Genomic DNA, 19,931 nt, shown 5'->3' with positions numbered 1-19,931 from the left:
GTTTCCAGACCAAAAACAACGCTAAGAACTGAGGGTTGATCAAGCTCTCCACCCAGCCGTAGCGTCCCGTCCCGTTCGGTGACGGTCGATGCTCGGGTGGTGGGTTTGTGGCGACTCAGGATGTGTTCTCGGCGGAGGAAGGCCCGCGACTAACGATCTTGCGAAAACTGGCGTTAAGAACTTGGGTTGAGGTCAGGTCCGGCGGAGGGGGTATTGGACGTGGTGGATGTCGCGTAGTTTGATCGTCCATGTTTGGTGTGGGCGAGCAGGTCGGAGATGGGAACGAGAGGTCGTTCCTGTCGGCGCGGCAGGTCGCGGCGTACGGGTGTTTCGAGGGTCCGCCGTCGGTGGAGGATCTGGAGCGGTTCGCAACCTGCTCCGCGGTGTCGCCGTCACACTGCGCAAACCACCCAGCGCTGTGCTGGGTGAACTGGACACCGCTATGCGTACCCTGGCGGTCACCGCGTTCGCGACCGCAGTGCTGGCCCGCCTCGATCACACGGGCGGGCCTCAGACGTTGCGATGGTCCAACGCCGGGCATCCACCACCGGTGTTGATCGTCCCCGACGGCACCGCCAAGCTCCTGCGCACCCGGCCAGAGGTGATGCTCGGCGTCAGCCCCGACGCCACGCGAACCGATCACGCCATCACGCTGGCGCCCGGCTCGACGGTGGTCCTCTACACCGATGGACTCATCGACCGCCGCGGGGAGCTGCTCGACGCCGGGTTGGCCGACCTCACCACCGCCCTCACCGGTACGCAGAACCTGACGGCAGAGCAAGTGTGCGAGCACCTGCTCGACCGGTACGCCGCCAGCAGCGACGACGACATCGCTCTACTCGTGCTCCACGTGCCCGACGCCGACGCCACCGCACTGCCCGCGGCGTCTACCTGAGCCACGTTGATCGTCAGCTACAAGGAGGTGCCGGTGATGGCTTTGCACGCCGCCGGCGCAGCGACTGCACGTGCCGCCAGCGTTGACGACCTGCCTCTCTCCCGCAAGGGCCGCACCAGGCGGTGGTCGTGATCCGCGAGCACGGGCTTCCTAGTCGCCGATGTCGCAGGGTGCCGGCGTCACGGGCCGCGGGGGTCGACGAGGGGTCGCGGTGTGCTGGTCGCACGGTGATCTCTCGTAGGTCTTCCAGTCCCACGCCGGCTTCGCCGTAGGCATCCCCCAGCGTCCCCGCCGCCTCAAACACATCATCCACAAGCGCAACTGAAGCCAGCACCCGGCAGGGGCAAAGTACGCCGGTGACCGGTCAGCTCCCCCAGCCAGCAGCTTCGTTTGACAGGCCAGCGGGAGGGAAGACGCATCTGCCGCCCGCCTATCCCGCGCGTGACTACCATCCGTCGCAGCGGGACGGGATCCGCCGCGCGATCGTGGCGAGAGGGCATCCAGGGGATCGGGGGAACCAGTGATCGGGCCCGTGCAGATGCTGATGATCGGATTCAAGAGTGACCAGATTCCCCCCGAGGTGCGCAAGGAACTGAAGGACCTGCTCGCCAATGATCAGATACGGGTGCTCGACGTGCTCACCATCCTTAAGCACCGCAACCGCACGATCGAACAGCAGCCGAGCCCTGACCTGCTTCCCCTTAACTCAACGCACTCCGGTGACCTGCTGGGCAGGCTGCTCCGTGAATCCGGCTCATCAGCAGTGATGGGAGAGAGCACCTCAGGGGGGCGAGGCTACCTCTTCAAAGGCGACGACATCCCACAGCTACGCGACTCCATGCCAGCAGGGACCGGAGCGGTCGTGCTTCTCCTCGAACATAGCTGGGCCAAACCTCTGCGAGACGCCGTCGTGAGCTCCGGGGCGTTTCCCGTCCGCGACGCGTGGGTCGGCCGGACCGCCCTGCAACAACTCGACCTCATCGACTCGACACGCTAGAACGTCACGTCGACATCGCCGATCGGTCGAGCCCGGGGTGCAGCGCGATAGCCGGGGAGACCGAAACAGCGTGTGGCCGGCACCCACCCCCCGGATGCCGGCCGCGCTGCGCGTCGTCGCGGTGCGGCGCGGCAGAGGCGGCATCGCACCGTCAACAACACGACCCCCGGCAATGCGCATCGATCGGGCCCTGCTGCCGGTGACGGGGCACGTCGCGACGAATGTCAAGTGTACCCAGGTCTGGAGCGGGAAACTGTCTGGGAATCGGTCGTTTCCCGAACAAGATCGAAAACGGGCGCCTCGGCCGATCAAGGGCGTTCGGAAAACCTGTCCGGAAACCTCGGCGTGTCCAACAAGGCGACGGGGGTTTCTCGGTCACCCTGAACGCCATGACCTACGGCACCGAGTACGTGGCCACCGTCGGGCCCGAGCAGGCCGCGTGGCTCACCGACCCGGAGCACTTCGATGGTGCCACCGCCGGCACGGACAACGGCGACGGGACCGTCACCCTCACCGAGGAACAGGTCGACGTGCTGCGCGAGCGGGACACCGGCGAAGGGCGGCCCGGGGATCTGGAGTGGGACGACGAACACGGCCTGCTCGTCTACCTGCCCGACGGCGGCGACTGCCGGGGTTTCTGGCTGGTCGAGCGTCTCCAGGCTGGCCACCGGTGACCGCCGCCCTCCCGCCCGAAGGCGGCGATCTGCTGGCGCCCACTCCACTGGCGGGTGTGCTCGTCGGCTATGGCCGGGTCTCTACCCGGGAGCAGAACCTCGCCCGGCAGCAGGCCGCGCTGAGCGCGGCCGGGTGCGCGAAGTGCTTCTTCGACAAGGCATCCGGGAAGAACGCCGACCGGCCGGGCCTGCACGACGCGTTCGAGTACCTGCGTCCCGGCGACGCGCTCACCGTCGTGTCGCTGGATCGGCTCGGCCGCTCGCTGGAGGACCTCATCACGATCGTGGGCCGGCTCAAGCGCCACAGGGTCGGGTTCCAGTCACTGCACGAGAAGCTGGACACCACCACCGCCGGGGGCATGTTCGTCTTCCACGTCTTCGCCGCCCTGGCCGAGTTCATCCGCACGATCATCGTGGCCAACACCAACGAGGGCCTGGCCGCCGCCCGCGCCCGCGGCCAACGCCTCGGCCGCCCGCCGGCGATGACCCCGGAGAAGGTCGCCTACGCGATGCAGCTCCTGGCGGAGCCGGACCGGTCGATCTCGTCGATCGCGAAGCTGCTCGGGATCTCCCGCAGCACCCTGTACAAGGCGCTGCCCGCGCTCGTCCCGCCGCAGCTGGCCCGGGAACGCCTGGCGGCGCAGATCGCCGCGCTGCCGGCCGACACCCGGCCCGCGCCCTCGCTGCGCCCGTACGACGCCCTGCTCAACCAGGAACCAGCCCGGTCGTGACCCCGAGGGAGACGGAACCGGCCGGCTGGCGGCTCGCCCGGGAGCTGGCCAGGAGCCTCTGGCGCGAGCTGCGCGCCGGCCCGCAACCGCTTCCCGTGCTCTACCTCGCCTGCGACGGCTGCGGCCAGGTCACCGCGCACACCCGGGTGCAGAAGGTCATGAGCATCAGCGACGGAACACTCACCACCTCGCCACCAGAAGCGGTGTGCGAGGCGTGCGAGCACGCCCAGCCCGCGCGATCGGCGACGAGCTGCCCGCCGACACCACGGTCATCTGCACCGGTCACCGGTTCCGGCGGCTCGGATTCCGGCGCCGACGCACGGTGTGCGGCGAAGCCTTCGCCGTCCCGGTCGCTGCGGTGCTAGTGGTTTGTCCGTGGTACGTGACCCGGCAGGCCGGGCCTGGTCGCAGCCCGGGGCAGGCGACGTAGTGACGGGTGGCTGTTTAAGGCAGGCGTGAAACACCTGGTCCGGGCAGGTGCCGGGGTGACGGACGGATCGGCATATGTCAGCGCGACGACCCGCTCGGTCACCGGTGGTGCAAGTTGCAGGATCTGCCGCTATCGATCCTTGTTGTCGATCGTCGCTGATGGTTGCGGTGCGGTGTCTGGTTGTAACCGAGGAGCCTTAGGGAGGTCTCATGAGGATCACCAGAGCACTACTCGCCGCCGGGCTGACGGTCGTGTCGATCGCGGCGGTCCTGCCCGGCGCGGCGTCGGCCGCGCCGTCGTGGAAGGGCCTGACCGGCCCGGCCGGGACCGGGTTGCAGGCCTGCGTGGCGCAAGCGAAGACGCAGCGCCCCTCGTCCTGGACGTGCATGGGTGGGGCGTTGACCACCGCCGGCGCGAACGGCAAGCCGACCACCACGATCGTGGCCGACGACTTCCAGCAGACCGCTCCGGTCGCCGAGCGGGTGGGCGTCGCCGCCGACGACTACGACAGCTGGTGCGAGTCCGGATCGGTGTGCGGGCGCACCGTGGGCGGCAACTACATCGCCGAGGTCAAGGGCAACGCCGCCTACGGCAACGCCGCCGGCGTGATCGGCGCGTTCGACTTCATCGTCCGTCAGGCGTTCGAGGGCACCCGGCCGCGGTGGCGCAACACCCTGATCTGGGACTACGGCCCGCAGATGCAGCCGCAGGAGTTCACCAACAACTGCCGGACCAACGTCACCGGACCGGACGGCTACTGCGGGCAGAACCCGTTCTACTTCGCCTACGTCAGCTCCGGCAGCTGGCGCAGCGACAAGCCCAGCACCACCGGCTACTACTACAACAGCCAGCTCACCGCCGGCAGCGGCAAGTACCGCGACGACAACTACGGATCGTTCTTCGCCTCCGGCTACTCGCAGCTGTTCTACGCCCCGACCATCCACACCGGCCGCTGGAACCAGTGCACCGTCAGCCCCGGCTGCCGCTACTACCAGGTCCCCTGGGCCTGAACCAGCACCGATCAAGAGCCGGGTGGCCGCCTTCGCGGCCGCCCGGCTCTGCGTGATGCCGGCGGCATCAAACCAGCAAGATGACGCCTCCTGCCGCAGGGCACACGGCGTGAGTCAGGGCGGCGGGGCCTCGCCGCGCACGGTGCGGGCCGTTAACTGCACGAACGGCTCGTTCAACGTCAGCTCAATGCCCTGCTGCTGCGCGCGGTGCCACACCTGGTCGAGGACGGCGTCCACGCTGTCGTACCCGGGCGGCGGCTTGAGCAGCCAGAGACGCCCCCGGGGGCGCCCGCTGATACCGACCCGGGCCAGGGTCCAGTCATGGTCGTCGTCGATCTCCGCCATCATCGCCGGACCGGCCTCGCGGGTCTCCGTGCGCAGAACGGCGTGCGTCTTCGGGTCCTGCTCGTACCAGGTGTCGTAACGGGTGGCCCGATCAGGCACCCACGTGCGCAGCACGCGCGGCCACACCGCCGGCAGGAACGCGTACAGCGGCGCGTCGGGGGCCAACTGCCAGCCCCGCGCCATCAGCTCCCGCACCTCCGGCAGCTGCTCCGGGCCGAGCCCAGCCGCCTCGCCCGCGTCCTCGGCGGCCGGATCCGGGGGCTGGTCCACGCCCCAGTCGTAGGCGATAGTCACCCCCGCACTGTACGACCGCGCCCGCCAGGCGGCGCCGCTGTTGGACCAGCTCAGGCGACGTCAGCCAGCGGGTTCGGGCAGGCGCAGTAGGCCGGCCGCGTAATGAGGTCGGGACGTCCTCGGCGGTCAGCCGCCGCCGCTGATCTCGCATCCCACCTATCGGGATCGCAGGAAACGGCGAAAAGTCTCCCCTGCAACCCGCTCCCTTTGGCAGCGCACCCCAGGTACGCGCCTAGATCAACTGCTTACCGTTGTTTTTGGTCTGGAAACTACGGGCGGGCCCAACAGGGCTGCGGGTTCAGGCCGCGGTCGACCCACGTGCCGCCCCGCTACCCCGCCCGTCCGGGGTTGGTCGGAGCGGGGCTCGTCGGGCAAGTACGGGCGGGTGGTGCCGATGCCAGCCGGGCACGAAGCAGCTCGTCTACTCGGTCGGCGGAAAGGTAACCACCTAACAGGACGCTAGAAAGCTGATGAGCTGCTCTTATAGTGGCTGCATGCGTGTGCTTAATGTGCGGGTGCGACGGCCGATGGCGGATGCGCTGGCCGAAGCCGTCGAAGCGGCCCGGGAGGTGGAGCGACGGTGGTGGACCGAGCGCCGCAAGGAGCTGGCGCGGCGGGCCGCTGCGGAGGACCTGCCGGTGGCGGCCCGCAACCAGCTCATCGACGCGCTGCACGTCGAGTTCGACCGGCTCCGGGAGGCCGGGACGCTGGTCGGGACCCGCACCGCGTATGTGCTGCCGGCGCTGCGAGGGCTGCTCGACGAGCGCGGGTGGACCGCGCGGCGGTGGCGGCCGGTGCCACGGCAGCGGCGCGGACGGCCGTGGGGCACCCACGACGAGGTGTTCGACGCCCGGGTGGCGCTGCACCTGCCCGACGATGTCGGCGAGCTGCTCGTGCGGGCCTGCTACTGGACCTCCCGGCCGGCCGTGGCCAAGTTGCAGGCCTGGTACGACCAGCACGGCGACCATTGGCGCGGCCACCTGCACAACCCCGCCGCCCGGTGGCGAGGCGCCGGCCCCAGCCACGCCGACCTGCGCGAGCGCGAGCTGCTCATCGGCCAGGTCATCACCACCGGCAAGGTGCTGCGCCAGGCCATCGAATGTGCCCTCACCAACGCCGGAAAGGTAGAAACCTAACCAGCGTAGAAACCGCGATTGACCTGCGCTTTTGCTGTTTGACTGTCGGGTGTGGCCGGTCTACCGTGGGGGTCATGTTGCAGATCAGGGTGGAGGGTGACCCGGCGGAGGCCCGCGCGTTGCTGGACCGGCTCGCCGGCGGTGGGATCGAAGTGCAGGTGGGCACCACCAAGGACCGTGGCGGGTTCGCCCACGTCTACGCGGTGCTGCGAATGCCGGACTGGCCGGCCGCCCCGGCGGCGGGGCCGGTGCGGGTGCCGGCGGTCGTGGGCCGGCCGATCGAGCGACGTCGGGGGCGGCGATGACCGAAACCTCGACCACGAGCAACCCGGCCGACTACGGGCCGGTGCAGGTCCTGCGGCACACCGGCCTGGCCGAGTGGCAGTGGGACGCCGCCACCAGGGCCGGGCTGATCCCGGCCGCCGACGTCGCCGGGCGGCGCTGGTCCGCAGCGGTCGCCGACGACGTCGCCGCCCGCCGCGAGCAGATCGTGGCCGCCGTCGGTGACGAGGCGCCGATCGGCGGGAACCGAGCCGCGGCCCGGCTCGCCGAGCGCACCGGCCTGGCCGTCGACAAACCCGACGTGGAAGCCCTCGCCGACGCCGGCGCGCTCGCGGTGTCCAGCTGGTACAAGGAGTGGCCGCTGTGGGACTGCAAAGCGTTGGACGCCGTCGACGTCGACCAGCTCGCCGGGATCGTCGCCAATCGCCAGGCATGGACGGCCGCCAGCATCAGCGCGTGGGACGCCCCCGCCTACCTCGGCTGGCGCAAGGCCGACTTCGAAAAGATCACCCGCGAGCGAGGCCTGCGGCCCGGCCGCGCGAACCGGTACGCCAAGGCCGACCTCGACGCCCTCGCCGGCGATGATGACCTGGCCGAGCAGCTACGCGTCGACCGGCTGCTCATGTCCCACCAGGCCGCCGAGTACCTGGAGATCCGGCCCACCGACTTCAAGTACCTGCTCGCCGCCGACCTGATCGCGCCGAAGACCCACACGACCGTGGAGATCACCCGCTACCGCGACGTCAGCGTGCCGCTGTACCGCATCGGCGACCTCGACGAGCTGCGCGAGCACCCCGGTATCGACTGGGAAGCCGTGCACGCGGTCAAGGCCGGAGAACCGTCACCGCTGCGGCACCTGGCCCGCCGACCCGTCGACCGGGCCGCGGTGATCCGCCGGTGGGTGTCCGAGCTCGGCTCGCGGCACGGCATCGAGGTGTGGGCCTGGTGGCACCGCGGCGCCGGACGGTGGGAGATCGACTTCGAGCGCGTCGACGGCGCCCCGACCGTCAAAGAGGTCACCAAGGCGATCGCCGCGCACCCACACCTCAAAGCCCACCGACACGAGATCGCCGTGGCCACCGAGGCCGGCGCCGCGATCCGCTGGGCACGGGCGATGCGCGAACCCGGTGCCGCGGTCATCCTCGACACCGAAACCACCGGCCTTCATGGCTACATCGTCGAAGTCGCCGTCATCGACGCCGCCACCGGCGAGACGCTGCTCGACACCCTGGTCAACCCCGGCTGCGACGTCGAACCCGAAGCCCAGTGGGTACACGGCATCACCGACACCGAACTCGCCGACGCCCCACCCCTCGCCCAAGTGTTGCCCGAGCTGCTCACCGTCACCCACAACCGCACCGTCCTCGCGTACAACGCCGACTTCGACCACGCCACCGTCCTACGCCACGCCCGCCGAGACGACCTGAACCCGGCCCACCTCGGCGACGCGGACCGCTGGTCCTGCCTCATGGGCCGCCGCTCCGACTGGCAACTACGCCGCCGCTGGCTACCCCTCGGCGGCGGCCACCGCGCCCTCGGCGACTGTCAAACCGCGTACGACCTGCTGTGCGCCATGACAGCCCCCGCCCACCAACCCCAAGCTGCACGCCGCTGACCCACAACCCACCGGCCGTTGCTCCCGCCGTGACCGGGCGGGGGCCCACCGGTGGGCCCCCTCGCCCTGCCATCTGCGCGTCCAGTCGCCACCACGGCCACGGGCCCGCCGGCGCCGGCCGGTTCGTGGGGTGATGCCGGCGGCATCACCGGGTTCGGGCTGTCGGGGCCTCTCCCCCGGCCGCGGTGCCCGCGCTATCGGCCCTGCGGGCCGATGGCCTTCAGCCGGACCAGCGTCCCGCCGCTGGACCGCGTCCCCTCGCCGGGGAGGCAGGCTCCAGGATGGTCCCTCCCCGATCCATCCCACCGGCCTGCCACAAGGGCAACCACGGCCGGGGCCGGGGCCGCAACCACACCCCGGTTGCACCCCCGACCCCGACCGTGGTCGGTCACGACCAGGCCGCCGGGATGGATCTCCCCTCAGACGGGAACGCACGAAAAAACCCCAGGTCAGCACCCATCCAACCCCACAAGTGTGCTAGAATTTTAAGTGTGAGGGAGGGGGACGGCGAACCCCCCCAACCACACACCACACCAGACCAACGGCGGGTCGCAGAGCCGACGCCGCCACTCGATCAAGGAGCATCATGGACATCTTCCAGGCTGTGCGCGGCAGCGACATCGACCGCGAGCGCTACGTCAACCGCGCCGCCCTGCTGTTCGCTCTGCACATCGTTCCTGACTGCACCATCACCGGAGTCCCGGTCCGACCTGACAACGCCGTTGCCGTCATCATCCCGATCTTGGACGGTGCCGCCGAGAGCGTGAGCGTGTTCCACGCCGAGGTGTGGGACGTCGTCGGCGGCTACGCCCGGAAGCTCGCCGCAGCCATCGCCGCCGACGCCCTCATCATCGACGGCCGCGACCTCTACGCGTACGCCCCGTAACGCCTAGACCGGGGCGGGACCGTTGCGCGGTGGCGGTCCCGCCCCGATGCCGCCGGCATCACCCCGAGACGGCCGTCGGGAACGCAAAGCCCCAGGTCAGGACTACCGAAGCAACGTCAAGTGTGCTAGAATTTTAAGTATCGATGGGGACGGCGAACCCCCACCGAGCTCACACCAGACCAACCTCTCTGAGGAGTACTCAGTGCCTGGACTCACCGAAATCCTGCTCGGCACCACGACCGCATCGTGCCTCGCGCTGCTCTGGCGATGCGCCCGCCTCCACACCGCCCTGACCACGGCCGAACACGACGCCCGCCACGACGCCCTGACCGGTCTGCCCAACCGTCGCGCCCTGCTGACCCACCTCAACGACCAGGTAGCCGACCGCACCCGCCCGGTTTCCGTCGCCCTGCTCGACCTCAACCGCTTCAAGGACATCAACGACGAGCACGGCCATGCCGCTGGCGACGCCGTACTACGGCACGTCGCCCACACCCTCACGGCGCTGAACCTCCCCGATGCCTACGTCGGCCGCCTCAGCGGCGATGAGTTCCTGATCATCACCAACGGCGGGTTGGACCACGGCAACGCCAATGCTCACGCCGCCGCCCGCGCGCTCGCCGCAGCAACGGTGCCCTTCTTCGGAACAACCCTTCGATGCGCCGCCAGCATCGGCACCGCCACCGCCGACGACAACGACACCAGCGCCGAGCAGTTGCTATCCCGCGCAGACGTCGCCATGTACCACGCTAAGCGCCTAGGCGAAGACGTCATGTCGCACTTCCCGTACATGGAAGAAGACGCACTGCCGTTCTTCCCGTACCCCGAGGGAGCGACCGTGCTCGCCCGACGAGTCCACCGCCGCCGCTTCCGGTAGCACCCCGGTCGGGGCGGTCCGATGCGACCGCCCCGACCACCCCGCACAGCGAGAGGACCGGCGAACCCCTCTCGACAACCACCGAACCCAACCAGGAGAACCCGTGTCAGCCTCCACCGCACCCACGATGACCCTCCCGATCCTGACCACCCCGCCCGCAGAACGCCGTATCCACCAGGTGTGCGAACTGCTCGACCAGGCCCGCCAGCACATGGAGCAGGTGACGAGCCATCTGCATCTGTGCGAGCACGCCCCCACCTGGCCCACGGCGACCATCACCGACGCCACGACCGCTCTCGACTTCCGCGCCACCACCGTGGAACTGATCAAGTACGCCCGCCGCCACCAGTGCGCCGACACGAACCCCGGCCGCATGCGCGCCCTGCTCCGACTCGCCGTGATGTGTCTGGACCTGTGGCAGATGGGCAAGCGCTACGTCTGCAATCCCAACATCTACGCGCTCACCCTCACCCGCCGCACCGCACGGCTGTTGCACGACACGGCGCGATGGGCCACCACCGGCCAGGCTCGATACCTCCTCGGCCAGCCGACCTGACCACACGTGCCCGGCCGCCGACAGCGGCCGGGCACGACCGGACCGCCCAACGGCATCGACGCGCATCGAGCACGCCGACGCCGGCTACCGCTCCCGTCACTCACGATCGCAGGAGACCGACCATGACCAGCACCACCGACCGTCCCCACCCCACCCGCATGGACACGCTCACCATCACCCCGTACCCCACCGGCCCCGAGTACGGCTGCGAACCGGCCGCCCGAGAAATCGCCGAAGCGGTCTGCCGCCTGTACGGAGGCGACGCATGGCGAGCCGAGCACCGATCACCAGCATGGCCCCACCCCGAAAACGAGACTCACGGCGAGTTGACCATCACGGTCAACAACCTACGGACCATCGTGCACCGCCACACCGTCCCCGCCCACACTCACCGGGACCTGTTCACCCTCACCGTGGACGGCCGCCCCGTGCCCGCCCACCTGCCCCGCCACCGCCTGCCCCACACAACGGAAACCATCGTCGCCAACCTCTGGCGAGACCTGCACAAGATGCCACCCGCCGGATGCGACCACCTCGGATGCCACGACGTACCCACGGTCCTCACGTTCGGCGCCGCCCTCTGCCCCGCTCACGCTCAGCGATACGCGGAAACCGGACTGACCTGATTAACACCCAGCCCAGCAAGTGTGCTAGAATTTTAAATATAGGGCCGAGCGGCCCAGGACAGGAGTTCACCCCATGCCCCGCAAGTCGACCACCCGTAGCGCCCCTCGCAAGCGCGCAAGCCGCTACAGCGACGAGCAGATCCGGGAGTTCCGCCAGCGCGACCGGCAGGTCATGAACAGCTCGACCGAGCAGCTCGAAGACGCCGAAGGCATCCGCCGCTTCGCGCGCCACGCGGCGACGGGCGGTGTGTCCCTGCGGATCCTGTCCTACAGCCTGCGAAACCAAGCCCTGCTCGCCCAGCAGGCCGACGAACGCGGTTTTGTTTTGTCCGACGTGGACAGCTTCAAGGGATGGTTGCAGCGCGGCCGGGTAGTCAAGGAGGGCGAAACCGCGCTGAGGCTGATCAAGCCGGTCGGCAAGGACAAGAAGGACACCGACGCCGACGAGCCCGAGACCTCGGACGAGCAGGAGGCCGAAAGCGCCGAAGCCGACGACGAGGCGGACGAGGACACCGGTAAGCCGAAGTTCCGCACCGGACGTGTCTACGACGTCGCCCAGACCACCGAACTCCCGCCGGAGAAGCGCGGCGAGTGCGTCGCCTGCAACGCCGAGGCTGGGCAACCGTGCGAACCCGGATGCCTCTGCCCCGCCTGCACCAACTACGAGCCCGTAGCCGACGCCGCAGAGATCCTGTGGAACAACCTTCTTGACCAGCTCACCGCAGCCGGGTACGGCCTGGACTGGCCCGCGCCGACGGAGGCCCTGCACGGCAGCCGCGTGCACGTCGACCACGACAGCCGCACCGTCGCCGCCGCCTACGAGGTCACGGCCGAACACCCCGACGCCGTAGCCGATCTCGCCGCCGCAGTCGGGCAGATCATCGCGCGCAGCGACCGAGAGCGGGAAGCCCGCCGGGAGCAGCGCCGCGCCGCCCGCGCCGCGATCGCCGCGACGGCCACCACTGTCTAGTGTGCTAGAATTTTAGGCACGGGGAGGGTCTGCCCTCCCCGTGCCTCCCGACCGGGAGGCATCATGACCAACCGCACGAAAATCGCCGCTCGTATCGCCGCGTGCCTCGCCATCGCTGAAGACGAGGCAGCGCCGCTCGGTGAACGCGAGGCAGCCGCCGCCAAGGCCGCCGAACTCATCGGACGGCACGGCATCACCGCCGACCAAGCCGCCGCCGCCCGAGGCGACGCCCCGGAAGGAATCAACTGCGCGCCCGTCGCCCTGCTCAACACCGACGGCCATGGCGAAGCACGCGCCGTACTGGCCGGTGACGTCGCCCGTGCCATGGGATGCCGCGTCATCCTGAAACCCGTTCCGGCCCCCCGCCCCTACACCGTGATTGTGGTCGGCGCGACGTCGGACGTTCACCACCTGCGGCAACTCCTGCCGCTGATCCTCGCCCAGGCGCAGACCGCCGCCGCCAGCGCCGCCGCCGAGCAGCGCCGCGCCCGCGACTTCCTCTCGTCGTTCCTGTCCGGCTACGGCGACACCGTCGCCGCGCGGATTACCGCCCGTCGCCGCCCGCTGACCGACCCGACCACCAACCCCGGCGCAGCGCTCATCCTCGCCGACCGCGCGAAGCGGATTGACGCCTTCATCGCCGAGCGATTCGGCGACCTCGACAAGCACGCCCACCGCACCACCAAGGACGGAAGGACCGCCGGCCGCGCCGCCGCCCGCCTCGCCGATGTCGGCGACCCCGGAGTCAACGCCACCAGCCGCCGCGCTCTGTCCACCTGAGCGCCGGCCACGGGGTCGGGCGCATCGAGCGCCCGACCCCGAGCGGGGCGCTCACGCGCCGCCCCCGCACCCCCGGCTACGCCGCCCCCACTCACCCACCAAACCGATGCCGCCGGCATCACTCGAAAGGCAGCCCCGAGGATGACCAGCCCTACGCCCGACCCCATCGACCAGGTCGCCGCATACCTCACCGTCGCAACCGACGCGACCGCCCCCGCCGCTCTACGCGAAACCGCCCGCCACACCGCGGCGGAGCTCATGGCCCGCCACGACATCACCCCCGCCGCCGCCCGCGCGGCCTGCGGCACTCGACACTCACGCCTCACCATCGCCACACACCCCGTTCCCGGCGCCGACGGTCACGGCGAGGCCCGAGCGACCATCCTCATCGGCATCGCCGAGGCCCTCCACTGCAAGGGCGTCCACCAGCCCGCCCCCGCACCCCATGACTACGGAGTCGTACTGCTCGGCACCGCCGCAGAGGTCCGCGCCTCCCGCCGGCTCACCGACGGCATCTTCGCCGACATCGACAAGGCCTTCCCAGCCGGCAACCCCGAACTACCCGAAATCCTCACCAGCTACGGCAAGACCACCGCCGACGCGATCCGTCGCCGCTACGAATCGCCCGAGATCGACCCCACCCATCAGACCCGTCTCACCGCACTCCTGGCCGCCCGATTCACCCACCTCGACACCATCACGTTCGACCCAGACGCGCACCGCCCCACCGCCTCCAAACGTGCCCTGATCCGCCAACTGATCGACGTAGGCCACACCCCCACCAGCGCAGACGACGGCGGCAGCGCGACAACCGACGCCCGATAACCCAACACCCAAGCCGGTATCACCCACCGACCGCCACGACCCGCACCATCCGACCAACGGAGATCAACGATGTTCGACGCCCCCACCGACGACGACTACCTGTCCTGGCGAGAGCACGACGAACACGCCGGCGACGCGGCCGAGATCGACGCCGAGCACCGCGCCGAAGCCCGCCAAGAGGAGCAACAGCGCCACGCCACCGCCACCACCAGTTGCCCCACCTGCGCCGCCCCGCAAGGCCAGGAGTGCAACCAGGACGCCACCCACCCGGCCCGCATGCACGCCGCCAGCCTGCCCTGCGACACCGGCTGCCCCACCTGCCCCGTCACGCTGCACCTCGACCCCACCCCACCGGCCGACGGCATGCCCGGTCACTGGCTTGGGCACCACAAACTCCGCGTCGGCGACGAGGTTTACGGACTCGGATACGGCGACCACCTCGCGACGGGCCGCGCCGCCGGACCCAAGCCCTTCGGACCGTACCTGTGGCCTGTTCATGGACTCAGGCACCGCTACGAGCCCGAGGACCTGATCACGCCCCCCGGCGAAACCCTGCTCATCAACGGCACCGCCTACAAGATCACGAAGATCAACGGTGAGGCCCGCCTGCACACCGCCGCCGTCCAGCCGCCCCGCTCGCACACCCTCACCAGCACCGCCGAGGAGATCGCGTCCGCCATTGGCCGAGCCCTCGACCGCATCGACATCGCCACCACCGCGCTGGCCGATTACAGCAGCACGGCCCCGGAACCCGGCACCCCCACCGCCACCCTCGCCACCATGCGCCAGCGCCTGCACGCCGCCGCCGAGGACCTGCGCGCCGTCCACCAGTGCGCCGAAGACCTCACCGAGCACCAGACAGGAACCTGACCGCCGGCCACGGGGTCGGGCGCATCGAGCGCCCGACCCCGGGCGGGGCGCTCACGCGCCGCCCCCGCACCCCCGGCTACGCCGCCCCACTCACCCACCAACCGATGCCGCCGACATCACCCGACACGAACGGACCACCCCGATGACCCGATGGAACCACCACAGCACCCGCCACGGCGACCCGTGCTCCTGGTCGCGATCGCCCGCCGACGCCGGCCCGACCGCCAGCCCGCGATGCCCCGCCGGATGCACCACCAGCACCCCCGAGCAACCCGGCCACGCCCGCATGGATGCCCTCAGCGTGATGGCTCTCGCGGTGCTCACCCACGCCGCCGAGACCCACCACACCATCCGCGGCGCCGACATTCCCCCCACGGTTCGCGACAGGCTCGTGCGAACCAGACACCTCACCCCGACCCCACCCGCCCCGACACCTACCGCGCCACCCTGCCCTGCAAGTGCCCGCCCGGCCAACCCATCGCCGGCCAGCACCGACGCGACTGCCCCATCACCCGGATCTACGACCACCTCGCCGACACCCTCGACGAGCTCGACCACACCGCCACCCAGGCACGCGAGGCCTACGACGAACTCGCCACGCTGCTCCCCCATGCCTCCCCCGCCCACCTGGCCGAACAGCTGCGACTCCTGGACCAGGCCACCACCGCGCTGGCCCAGCTACGCGCCCACGCCGACCGCCTGACCAACCCCGCCACCGCACCCCGCTGACACCCCGGGGGCGCGGCACGGCCCGGCCCGGCCGCGCCCCTCAACCCGGAGCCCACCATGACCGACCGCCGCACCCTCGCCCTCCCCAGCCCCTACGCCGACCTCACCACCGCCGAAACCACCGACACCGAAACCGGTCGCGTCACCTACCGCTTCCGCGCGCCCCGCGCCACAGGAACGATCGTCATCGCACCCGAGTTCAGAGGCGAGGACTCCGCGACCCCCGCCGCCATCTACGTCCAGTTCGGCGAGAACGCCTACAACGACAACGACCGCGCCGAACGGCCGGTCATCAACGGCGTCACCATCACCGGCGGCGTCATCCTGACCCCCGCCGAATACCTCGACCGCCCCGACAGCGAATACCTGGGACTCCGACGCAGCGTCGACCGCTGGACGAGCACCAGCGCGCCCACCGCAACCAGCCGATACGGATCCGCCATCATCCGAACCCTCGTGGCCGCCTGGCACGAGCGCCCCGACCGCGCCGACCTCATCCAGGCCGCCGCCCGCCACGCCGCACCCCGACGCCTCGCCGACCTCCGCCGATACAAGATCGACCCGATCAAAGAGCAGATCAGCAAACTCTCCGACGAACTCGTCGACCACTACGCCCTCGCCGGCCAGCTGAGCCGCCTCGCGGCCGAGTACGAAGCCAACCGCACCAACCCCGACCAACCAGCCCCGGAGCAGTCACCCTCATGACGCCGACCGACACCACCACCGCGGCCACCCGATACGCTGACCGCCGTACGGCAACCACCCGCCGACCGCCCCCCAGCGGCCGGCGGGCGGCCCGCCGTACGGCCGCCGCACCACCGCCGTCCTCCCTCACCGGCTCAGGTCCGGCGACCACCGTCGCCCGCACCCGAGCCCACGAGGACCCCGTGACCACACCCGGCCACCACCGCACCGACGACCCGGCCGTACCCACCCGCCTCGTCGGCGGCCGCCTTTGCACCAACCGCGCCGGAATCGCCCACCTCGCCGGCTGGACCCCCGGCAACTCCGTCAACGTCCGCGCCCGCACCGACCCCGACTTCCCGCACGGCACAAAGGACGGCCGCGAATACTGGTACCCCTTCGACGGCCCCCACGGCGTCGAAGACTACATCGCACTGCTCGCCCAACGCGCCGCCGCCAAGAAGCCACCGCCGGTCAAGGATGGCGATCCGGACGACGAACTCAACACCGAAGACGCGGCAGACGCCCTCCACATTGCCTTCGCGACCATGCGCTCCTACGTGCGGTACTCCATCCCCTACTGGACCGGCGAGAAGACCGGGCGCCCCCTCCTGCCTCCACCTGACATCGAGGAAGAGCGCGAAGACGAACGCCTAGGCCCCTACACCCACCGCGCCTGGCTCCGCCGCACCCTCGCCGCTCACCAAGCCAACCGCCCTGGACCCGGAACCGGCGCTGGCCGCCCCCGAGATCAATAACAGCGGAGAACGGCAACGGCCGGAGGGTTGGTTTGGCGAACCCCCTCCGGCCGTCTGGTGTCGACGCCACACCGGCCCCAACAGGCCACAAACGTCAACCACCTGACCACCAGCATACCCACCCCGCGCACCCCGTTGCGCCCGGGATACGCCCGTCGTGGCAGGCCACCGCCGTCACGAACGGTGCGCGCCCAATGAAGAACGATGATGTCGTGGCGCCGTCGTGGTGCGGACCGTTGCTCCCGCCGTGACCGGGCGGGGGCCCACCGGTGGGCCCCCTCGCCCTGCCAGGTGCGCGTCCAGTTGTCACCGCGGCCGCCGTGCCGCCGGCGCCGGCCGGTCGCGGGGTGATGCCGGCGGCATCACCATCGAGGGGCGGCGGGCCGTAGAGCCACTCCCCCGCCGCGGTGCCCGCGCTATCGGCCCTGCGGGCCGATGGCCTTCAGCCGGACCAGCGTCCCGCCGCTGGACCGCGTCCCCTCGCCGGGGAGGCAGGCTCCAGGATGGTCCCTCCCCGATCCATCCCACCGGCCTGCCACAAGGGCAACCACGGCCGGGGCCGGGGCCGCAACCACACCCCGGTTGCACCCCCGACCCCGACCGTGGTCGGTCACGACCAGGCCGCCGGGATGGATCTCCCCTCAGACGGGAACGCACGAAAAAACCCCAGGTCAGCACCCATCCAACCCCACAAGTGTGCTAGAATTTTAAGTGTGAGGGAGGGGGACGGCGAACCCCCCGAACCACACGACACACCAGACCAACCCTCCGGGAGAGCGAGAGTGACCCAGCAGTACGGCTGCCAGACCTGCCGCAGGCCCCTTACGGTGTGGCGCAAATCCAACAACGAAAGCGTCTATTTCCACCCGGGCGGTATCACCGCCGACCACGAACCCGTCCCTGTTCCTCAAGAACAGCTTCCCTCGCTCAACAAGGTATGCGACTTCTGTTCCTCCCCCGCCGTCGTCGCCGAATTCACATTCAACACCCTCGAAATGCTCGTGATGGGCGACGACGAGGGAATCGAGCCCATCGGCCGCCACAAGGACCTCGGCGGGACCTGGACCGCATGCGCCACCTGCGCCGCCCTGGTAGAGGTACGCGACGTCGCCGCGATCACCACGCGCGCCATCACAAACGGCCGACAGCGCGGCATCGACCACGACCCCCAGATGCTCGCCCACCTGCACCGAGCGCTGTTCGCCGCAACGCCTCTCACCCCGCCCCGTCGGCCGCTACGCGGCACCGCCGCCGCCCAGCCGACCACCGTTCCCGACGTTCGATCGATCCGGCCCCAAGCGTTGCCCAAGGTGCGCGATCGACTGGTCAGGTTCTGGCGCAACGCAGGAGGTGCTTTCGTCCTGGACGTACTCACCACCGGGTCCGGCTACAGCATCCCCGGTCACATGATCCCCGGAGCACCGCTACACGCCTCCGCAGTCCACACCGCCAATCCCACACTCATCAACCAGTACACCGCCCTCATGGGCAACCACGTCGAGAACGGCAAACTGTTCTGGGTGGACAGCGAATTCACCGCTCTCGCCGCCCACGCCGCCCGAGACCTTCCCGATGTCCGCGTACTGCCCGCCGAGCTTCCCGCACCTGACGGCCTGCTCGTCTGGCAAGACCCCATCGTCTGGCTCACCGACCACGAAACGGGCAACACCATGCCCGTAACGGCCGCATCCTGGGGACCCATCCCCGGAGGCGTCTGGACCGTCTTCTACACGCCAGCCGAAACCGTCCTCACCGAAACCGGCCAGATCACCGAACAGCGGTTACAGCACCTGCGCGAGCGCATCGGATGGCTCGCCCCCGTGCACACCGGAACCGGCCTGGTCTACGGCCAGAACCACGACACCGACACCGACGACACCCGCAAGATCCTTACCGCCCTCATCGCGACGTGGATCCTCACCACCCAGCCCGACGCCGAGATCACCGACACCCCCGCCGACAAATCCACCCGCAAGGCGTACCAGCGCGCCAAGCGCCCCGCCCCCGTCGTACGCCTGGTCAGCCTGCGCCGCAAGCAGCAGACCCGCACCGAGGACACCACCACCGGCAAGACCCGCACCTACACCCGCCGATGGTGGGTAGCCGGATTCTTCCGCGAGCAGCCCTACGGCCCCGGCCGCGCCCTGCGCCGCCGCACCTACGTACGCCCCCACATCAAAGGCCCCGCCGACGCCCCGCTCATCCTCACCGACAAGGTCAATATTCTCGGCCGCCGCACCCGCGCCACCGACCCGGACCCGAGGGAGAGCCGATGAGCCAGCACAACCAGCGCCCCCGAGCAAACCCCCACACCCTCACCCCCGGCATGACGGTCATCTTCCGCAACGGCGGCGGCGGACCGGAACGACTGGCGACCATCCTGCCGCGCGGCCCACTCGGGCAGTGCATGGTGCAGCTCGAAACCGGCCCGATAGTGGCGGTATCCGAAGCCCGCGAGCTGTTCCAGTTTCACTGACCACCGCCTGTCGAGCCCCGGACACGCCCACCGGGGCTCGACAGGCCCGGACCACCACCGGCTACGGGTTCGGGCGCATCGAGCGCCCGAACCCGAGCGGGGCGCTCACGCGCCGCCCCCGCACCCCCGGCTACCCCCGTCTCACCCGCCGCGCCAACGCCCGGCCAACCCTTCACAGAAACCACGGAGCGACGACATGCCGAACACCGACCAGCACCGCTGGAACAACCACCGCAACGGCAACGACGACTGGTGCCCCTGGTCGCTGAGCCCCACCACCGCCGACCCCGAAGGCGACGACACCCGCTGCCCTGCCGGCTGCCCCGCCAGCACCATCGAGTCCGTCACCCACTGAACGACCCGCGCGAACCGGACCGCCCGACACGCCCCATCCACCAGGCCACCGGACGCCACGGCCCGCACCACCCCGAAAACCGCGCCCCCCAGCCGCTACCCTGACGGACGGACGAAGCCCGGCCAGAAGA

Annotated in this window: 24 protein-coding genes; 23 read left to right on the top strand and 1 reads right to left on the bottom strand. The window is 70.2% G+C overall.

What is annotated here, in order from left to right; all coding sequences use genetic code 11:
* Positions 1-226: 226 nt before the first annotated feature.
* From ACN27D_RS35620 to ACN27D_RS35595, 6 genes are all read left to right on the top strand, one after another.
* Complete coding sequence (locus ACN27D_RS35620) at positions 227-895, top strand: PP2C family protein-serine/threonine phosphatase (protein ID WP_082171253.1); 669 nt, start codon at positions 227-229, stop codon at positions 893-895.
* A gap of 532 nt (positions 896-1,427) precedes the next feature.
* Positions 1,428-1,892, top strand: a complete 465-nt coding sequence (locus ACN27D_RS35615) for a hypothetical protein (protein ID WP_147427345.1) — start codon at positions 1,428-1,430, stop codon at positions 1,890-1,892.
* Positions 1,893-2,281: 389 nt separating this feature from the next.
* On the top strand, positions 2,282-2,566 hold the full coding sequence (locus tag ACN27D_RS35610) for a hypothetical protein (protein ID WP_047891557.1): 285 nt from the start codon (positions 2,282-2,284) through the stop codon (positions 2,564-2,566).
* Positions 2,563-3,297 carry a recombinase family protein gene (locus tag ACN27D_RS35605; RefSeq protein ID WP_278091384.1) on the top strand — a complete coding sequence of 245 codons (735 nt, stop codon included), beginning with the start codon at positions 2,563-2,565 and terminating at the stop codon, positions 3,295-3,297. The genes ACN27D_RS35610 and ACN27D_RS35605 overlap by 4 nt, the downstream gene beginning before the upstream one ends.
* Complete coding sequence (locus ACN27D_RS35600) at positions 3,294-3,662, top strand: hypothetical protein (RefSeq protein WP_152748382.1); 369 nt, start codon at positions 3,294-3,296, stop codon at positions 3,660-3,662. The genes ACN27D_RS35605 and ACN27D_RS35600 overlap by 4 nt, the downstream gene beginning before the upstream one ends.
* Before the next feature lie 274 nt (positions 3,663-3,936).
* Positions 3,937-4,737 carry a hypothetical protein gene (locus ACN27D_RS35595; RefSeq protein ID WP_278091383.1) on the top strand — a complete coding sequence of 267 codons (801 nt, stop codon included), beginning with the start codon at positions 3,937-3,939 and terminating at the stop codon, positions 4,735-4,737.
* A gap of 114 nt (positions 4,738-4,851) precedes the next feature.
* Here ACN27D_RS35595 and ACN27D_RS35590 read toward each other — a convergent pair whose 3' ends face one another.
* Entirely contained in the window at positions 4,852-5,376 is a 525-nt protein-coding gene (locus ACN27D_RS35590; RefSeq protein WP_152748384.1) for a DUF5956 family protein, read from the bottom strand.
* A gap of 494 nt (positions 5,377-5,870) precedes the next feature.
* Here ACN27D_RS35590 and ACN27D_RS35585 point away from each other — a divergent pair, with 494 nt between their 5' ends.
* The 17 genes from ACN27D_RS35585 to ACN27D_RS35505 all read left to right on the top strand — a co-directional run bounded on the left by ACN27D_RS35585 (position 5,871) and on the right by ACN27D_RS35505 (position 19,801).
* Positions 5,871-6,512, top strand: a complete 642-nt coding sequence (locus ACN27D_RS35585; protein ID WP_152748367.1) for a hypothetical protein — start codon at positions 5,871-5,873, stop codon at positions 6,510-6,512.
* Positions 6,513-6,586: 74 nt separating this feature from the next.
* The gene (locus ACN27D_RS35580) at positions 6,587-6,817 is read left to right on the top strand and encodes a hypothetical protein (RefSeq protein ID WP_047894662.1); all 231 of its coding nucleotides are present in this window, start codon (positions 6,587-6,589) and stop codon (positions 6,815-6,817) included.
* Positions 6,814-8,409, top strand: a complete 1,596-nt coding sequence (locus ACN27D_RS35575) for a 3'-5' exonuclease (RefSeq protein WP_053065535.1) — start codon at positions 6,814-6,816, stop codon at positions 8,407-8,409. Before ACN27D_RS35580 ends, ACN27D_RS35575 begins: the two co-directional genes overlap by 4 nt.
* A gap of 586 nt (positions 8,410-8,995) precedes the next feature.
* Positions 8,996-9,295, top strand: a complete 300-nt coding sequence (locus ACN27D_RS35570; protein ID WP_047894663.1) for a hypothetical protein — start codon at positions 8,996-8,998, stop codon at positions 9,293-9,295.
* Between the two features lie 202 nt (positions 9,296-9,497).
* A complete protein-coding gene (locus tag ACN27D_RS35565) occupies positions 9,498-10,172 on the top strand; it encodes a GGDEF domain-containing protein (RefSeq protein WP_053065536.1) in 675 nt (224 codons plus the stop codon).
* 127 nt (positions 10,173-10,299) lie between these two features.
* Positions 10,300-10,728 carry a hypothetical protein gene (locus ACN27D_RS35560; protein ID WP_053065537.1) on the top strand — a complete coding sequence of 143 codons (429 nt, stop codon included), beginning with the start codon at positions 10,300-10,302 and terminating at the stop codon, positions 10,726-10,728.
* A 122-nt stretch (positions 10,729-10,850) separates the two neighbouring features.
* A complete protein-coding gene (locus tag ACN27D_RS35555; RefSeq protein ID WP_278091382.1) occupies positions 10,851-11,354 on the top strand; it encodes a hypothetical protein in 504 nt (167 codons plus the stop codon).
* 73 nt (positions 11,355-11,427) lie between these two features.
* Complete coding sequence (locus ACN27D_RS35550) at positions 11,428-12,324, top strand: ArdC family protein (protein ID WP_047894808.1); 897 nt, start codon at positions 11,428-11,430, stop codon at positions 12,322-12,324.
* Positions 12,325-12,387: 63 nt separating this feature from the next.
* Positions 12,388-13,104, top strand: coding sequence for a DUF2786 domain-containing protein (locus ACN27D_RS35545; protein WP_047894807.1), 717 nt, complete (start codon positions 12,388-12,390; stop codon positions 13,102-13,104).
* 141 nt (positions 13,105-13,245) lie between these two features.
* A complete protein-coding gene (locus tag ACN27D_RS35540; protein ID WP_047894806.1) occupies positions 13,246-13,929 on the top strand; it encodes a hypothetical protein in 684 nt (227 codons plus the stop codon).
* A 69-nt stretch (positions 13,930-13,998) separates the two neighbouring features.
* Entirely contained in the window at positions 13,999-14,799 is an 801-nt protein-coding gene (locus ACN27D_RS35535) for a hypothetical protein (protein ID WP_278091381.1), read from the top strand.
* A 150-nt stretch (positions 14,800-14,949) separates the two neighbouring features.
* Positions 14,950-15,528: a hypothetical protein gene (locus ACN27D_RS35530; protein ID WP_421501238.1), complete on the top strand. Its 579-nt coding sequence runs from the start codon at positions 14,950-14,952 to the stop codon at positions 15,526-15,528.
* A gap of 57 nt (positions 15,529-15,585) precedes the next feature.
* Entirely contained in the window at positions 15,586-16,233 is a 648-nt protein-coding gene (locus ACN27D_RS35525) for a hypothetical protein (protein ID WP_047894762.1), read from the top strand.
* Between the two features lie 182 nt (positions 16,234-16,415).
* Positions 16,416-16,970 (top strand): hypothetical protein, encoded by a 555-nt coding sequence (locus tag ACN27D_RS35520; protein ID WP_235437675.1) that lies wholly within the window; start codon positions 16,416-16,418, stop codon positions 16,968-16,970.
* A 782-nt stretch (positions 16,971-17,752) separates the two neighbouring features.
* A complete protein-coding gene (locus ACN27D_RS35515) occupies positions 17,753-19,246 on the top strand; it encodes a hypothetical protein (protein WP_152748371.1) in 1,494 nt (497 codons plus the stop codon).
* A complete protein-coding gene (locus tag ACN27D_RS35510) occupies positions 19,243-19,446 on the top strand; it encodes a hypothetical protein (protein ID WP_047894765.1) in 204 nt (67 codons plus the stop codon). The genes ACN27D_RS35515 and ACN27D_RS35510 overlap by 4 nt, the downstream gene beginning before the upstream one ends.
* 196 nt (positions 19,447-19,642) lie before the next feature.
* Positions 19,643-19,801, top strand: a complete 159-nt coding sequence (locus ACN27D_RS35505; protein ID WP_161801625.1) for a hypothetical protein — start codon at positions 19,643-19,645, stop codon at positions 19,799-19,801.
* Positions 19,802-19,931 lie beyond the last annotated feature (130 nt).

Origin of the sequence: Micromonospora sp. WMMD1274, from assembly GCF_049179035.1 — a bacterium.
Taxonomy (GTDB): domain Bacteria; phylum Actinomycetota; class Actinomycetes; order Mycobacteriales; family Micromonosporaceae; genus Micromonospora; species Micromonospora tulbaghiae.
This window is presented reverse-complemented; position numbering and strand designations above follow the sequence as displayed.

What these genes read in the sequence shown, in the direction of transcription:
- ACN27D_RS35620 (WP_082171253.1), top strand. Translation starts at nt 227, where the DNA reads ATGTCGCGTAGTTTGATCGTCCATGTTTGGTGTGGGCGAGCAGGTCGG.
- ACN27D_RS35610 (WP_047891557.1), top strand. Translation starts at nt 2,282, where the DNA reads ATGACCTACGGCACCGAGTACGTGGCCACCGTCGGGCCCGAGCAGGCC.
- ACN27D_RS35595 (WP_278091383.1), top strand. Translation starts at nt 3,937, where the DNA reads ATGAGGATCACCAGAGCACTACTCGCCGCCGGGCTGACGGTCGTGTCG.
- ACN27D_RS35585 (WP_152748367.1), top strand. Translation starts at nt 5,871, where the DNA reads ATGCGTGTGCTTAATGTGCGGGTGCGACGGCCGATGGCGGATGCGCTG.
- ACN27D_RS35580 (WP_047894662.1), top strand. Translation starts at nt 6,587, where the DNA reads ATGTTGCAGATCAGGGTGGAGGGTGACCCGGCGGAGGCCCGCGCGTTG.
- ACN27D_RS35575 (WP_053065535.1), top strand. Translation starts at nt 6,814, where the DNA reads ATGACCGAAACCTCGACCACGAGCAACCCGGCCGACTACGGGCCGGTG.
- ACN27D_RS35570 (WP_047894663.1), top strand. Translation starts at nt 8,996, where the DNA reads ATGGACATCTTCCAGGCTGTGCGCGGCAGCGACATCGACCGCGAGCGC.
- ACN27D_RS35560 (WP_053065537.1), top strand. Translation starts at nt 10,300, where the DNA reads ATGACCCTCCCGATCCTGACCACCCCGCCCGCAGAACGCCGTATCCAC.
- ACN27D_RS35555 (WP_278091382.1), top strand. Translation starts at nt 10,851, where the DNA reads ATGACCAGCACCACCGACCGTCCCCACCCCACCCGCATGGACACGCTC.
- ACN27D_RS35550 (WP_047894808.1), top strand. Translation starts at nt 11,428, where the DNA reads ATGCCCCGCAAGTCGACCACCCGTAGCGCCCCTCGCAAGCGCGCAAGC.
- ACN27D_RS35545 (WP_047894807.1), top strand. Translation starts at nt 12,388, where the DNA reads ATGACCAACCGCACGAAAATCGCCGCTCGTATCGCCGCGTGCCTCGCC.
- ACN27D_RS35540 (WP_047894806.1), top strand. Translation starts at nt 13,246, where the DNA reads ATGACCAGCCCTACGCCCGACCCCATCGACCAGGTCGCCGCATACCTC.
- ACN27D_RS35535 (WP_278091381.1), top strand. Translation starts at nt 13,999, where the DNA reads ATGTTCGACGCCCCCACCGACGACGACTACCTGTCCTGGCGAGAGCAC.
- ACN27D_RS35530 (WP_421501238.1), top strand. Translation starts at nt 14,950, where the DNA reads ATGGAACCACCACAGCACCCGCCACGGCGACCCGTGCTCCTGGTCGCG.
- ACN27D_RS35525 (WP_047894762.1), top strand. Translation starts at nt 15,586, where the DNA reads ATGACCGACCGCCGCACCCTCGCCCTCCCCAGCCCCTACGCCGACCTC.
- ACN27D_RS35510 (WP_047894765.1), top strand. Translation starts at nt 19,243, where the DNA reads ATGAGCCAGCACAACCAGCGCCCCCGAGCAAACCCCCACACCCTCACC.
- ACN27D_RS35505 (WP_161801625.1), top strand. Translation starts at nt 19,643, where the DNA reads ATGCCGAACACCGACCAGCACCGCTGGAACAACCACCGCAACGGCAAC.